Source organism: Oleiphilus sp. HI0061 (genome assembly GCF_001635675.1).
The window spans coordinates 1-2,120 of record NZ_LWFE01000693.1; the positions used below are offsets into that span (position 1 = coordinate 1).

Genomic DNA, 2,120 nt, shown 5'->3' on the forward strand with positions numbered 1-2,120 from the left:
CCGGCCATGCCAGATTAGCTGTTTCTTTTCGAGTAAATCAATGAAGTTTTTCATAGTAAATGCCTGTATGGATATACAGTATATTATTTCTTGAATATATTCTGCAAGTGTAATTTCAGTCGCCTATTTGGGGTCCTAGGGATTTTGCCTCCATATATTGCAAAAACCTCTGAAGCCCCCGTCTGCCGTGGCTTGTAGAGGGGTATCAACTTTCATTTCTAGGTCGATAGCCCTCAATCGGTGCCATTAAGTCCTCCAGTTTTGGCAGTTCGCCCGTCGGCGCGAACGTGTATGTACCCCGGAAGTTGATGTTCTCCCAAGCTACCGGTGAGGCCCGCTTGACTGTTTCCTGGTATCTGTCATTGCGCTGTTCCTCGAAGCTGTCCAGCAGGTTACTGAGTACTTTCGAGTTGAAGTAGATGATGGCATTAGCCACCAGTCGGGCACTTTCGTTCCAGATTTGGATCTCCTCATCGCTATTGCCTCGGAACCGGTCGCCGTTGACGTTGCTGATCGCCCGACGCAACTGGTGATAAGCTTCACCCCGGTTCAGCGCTCGCTGCACATGGTTTCTAAGGCTGGCGTCATCGATGTAGTTCAGCAGATACTGGGCCTTCAGTAACCGGTTGTATTCAGTCAGAGCCTCCAGTAACGGGTGGTTGTGCTTGTAGCCGGAGAGTTTACGCACCAACGTAGCTTGGCTGGTTTTCCGCTGGGCTAGAGAGACTGCGATCCGCTGGATGGTGTCCCAGTGGTCTATGATGCGTTTCGTGTTGATCGGCTTGCGCAACGATAGTTTCACGCGCTGATTTTCGTCTTCGGTGATGTTGAACAGCTCATTGATGACCTTGCCAACCCGGGCATATCGGGGGGCGAACCGATAACCGAACAGATCGAGCAAGGCAAAGTTCACATGATTTACCCCATGAGTGTCAGTTGAGAGCATGTCCGGGATAATCTCAGTACTGTTGTTCATCAACAGGTCAAAGATGTAATGGGATTCATGTTCGTTGGCGCCGATAACCCGGGCATTGATGGCCATATGATTGGCATTCAGACTGACCGCCGAGACGCCTTTGCTGGTACCGAAGTATTTTGAGGAATACCGTGTACGGAACGTCTCGCGCTTGGCTTCGAACTTTTGACCATCGGCACTGGCATGCAGACTGTCATCCTGGATGTTGTAGTGCTTGAAGATGCTCAGTCGTGTGGTAGCGTTGTTGATACGGTCATTGGCCGCATTCAGGGTTTCCAGCCGAAGGTAGTTCGCCTGGATAGTGCTNAGCTGATCATAGGTCCGATCGGAGATCTGAGCGATGCCATAGATGCCCTGATTAGTGGCATTGGCGATCAAGATCGCCAACAGGTCCACTTCGTATTGACGGCTTTTCGAGTTCATGCCCAGCACATGCTCGAAGTCGTCAATGAATCCGGTATCCTGATCCACCACGCGCAAGACATCGGCAACGCTGATCGCTCTCATTTGTTGGAAGAACGGATTATTCACCAGGTGTTTCTTACTGGCTGTAGGCAACCGCCAAAGGTGTTTGCCGCCTTTCGGGCGCAGTATCACGTCCCGATTGTCCGAACGTTCCAAGTATTCGCTGACCTCGTGTAACCGAAGGGTCAGCTCATCCGCCATACGCGGGATCAGTCGCGTCGGATCCTTGGAGATTTTCGGTTGCTGCGTACCCTCGACCAAGACCTGCTTCTGGTTTTTCCAGGTCTGTGGCTTTCGGCGGTAGACGCTGATCAATGCAGGCATCGCCGAGCATATTGCCGGCGACCAGATCCAACCGAGCTTGGTCTAAGATCCGGGCTAACCGTTGCGTTTTGTCGGTGCCTTCCATGCGCAGACAGCAAAAGAGCGACCGTAACAGGCCGGTTCGCAATGTGGATTCCGTGTCCAGGTGTTGCCAGAACGCTTCCTCCGCTGACTGTTTCTGATTGCTCAGGTATCGGCAGACCGAGTTCAGGTCGTTGGCACTGAGAAACTGGAAAGCCTGTTGCTGTACCGCGTGGAAGGAAGTATTAGGGTCGATGCGGTCATCCACGAACAGGTGCAGGATCTCAGCGGCTTTACTCACGTTGCGGGCTGCCTTTTGCCAGTCTTGATAAAC

The 2,120-nt window shown here is 52.1% G+C and carries 1 pseudogene; it reads right to left on the bottom strand.

The window, feature by feature from the left end:
• Positions 1-205: 205 nt before the first annotated feature.
• Positions 206-2,120, bottom strand: a pseudogene (locus A3735_RS08835) (Tn3 family transposase); the annotation flags it as partial.